Here is an 825-nt window from a genome sequence, read left to right on the forward strand (position 1 = left end):
GACCGAAGCCCGCTCACTGTCCTAGGGCTTGGCGCCCTCGGCGGCGAGGTGGATGGCCTGTTGCATCCGCACGGAGACCTTCGCTGACATCGCCGTGGTGGGGTGCACGCCGTCGGTCGTGCGCTTCCACGACCAGCCACCGTTGAGCATGCGGTCAGCGGCCCACGGGTCGACGAACATCCATCCCTTCGTGAGCGCGTGGTTCTGGAGGTCGCGGTTGAGGATCTCGCCCTGCTTGCGCCGGTCGATCCGCTTGCTCCCGTACTTGGTGATGTTCGACGGCGCGATCGCTGCGATGAGGACGTGATCCGCTCCGACGGTACGGGCGATCCCGTCGATGTTCTTGAGGATCGACTTGGAGCTGTAGCCGTACCGCAGGTCGTTCGTACCTGCCATCACGACGAGCACGTCGGCGTCGCGCTTCGTCGCGCCGTGCAGGATGCGGGTCGAGGTCGCCCCGTTGATGGCGACTCCTCCGATGGTCGAGATCGACGGGTCCTTCATCTGCTTCATCCACGACTGCGGCATCGCTGTGAGGGAATCCCCGGCGTACGTCACGGCGAGGGCTGTCGGAGTCGGTTCAGGTGTCGGCTCCACGCTCGGCGCGGGAGCCGGCGCAGCGGTCGGGGCTGTGGTCGGGATCGGGGTCGGCGCGTTGGGTTGGGGAGCCGGGGCTGACGCGGACGCCGTTGCCGTGGGCTGCGGCTCGACCGGGGCGGAGGTCACCGCGGTCGGCGCAGGTTCGCCCTCGACGGCAGAGGCGGCGTGCGGAAGGGTTGCGATGCCGAGTCCGCCGAGGGCGACGGCGAGCGAGGCGGCGACGAC

The 825-nt window shown here is 69.1% G+C and carries 1 protein-coding gene and 1 pseudogene; one reads left to right on the plus strand and one right to left on the minus strand.

Annotated features, from left to right (window positions below; all coding sequences use genetic code 11):
* Positions 1-21: 21 nt before the first annotated feature.
* A complete protein-coding gene (locus DEJ23_RS15830; RefSeq protein WP_220034244.1) occupies positions 22-504 on the minus strand; it encodes an SGNH/GDSL hydrolase family protein in 483 nt (160 codons plus the stop codon).
* Between DEJ23_RS15830 and DEJ23_RS15855 the strand changes: the two are divergent.
* A pseudogene (locus DEJ23_RS15855) lies at positions 479-825 on the plus strand (hypothetical protein); the annotation flags it as partial. The gene DEJ23_RS15830 and the pseudogene DEJ23_RS15855 overlap by 26 nt on opposite strands.

Source organism: Curtobacterium sp. MCSS17_008, assembly GCF_003234185.1.
Lineage (GTDB): Bacteria > Actinomycetota > Actinomycetes > Actinomycetales > Microbacteriaceae > Curtobacterium.

Excerpts from the sequence above, each read along its gene's own strand:
- DEJ23_RS15830 (WP_220034244.1), bottom strand. The coding sequence starts at position 504 with ATGAAGGACCCGTCGATCTCGACCATCGGAGGAGTCGCCATCAACGGG.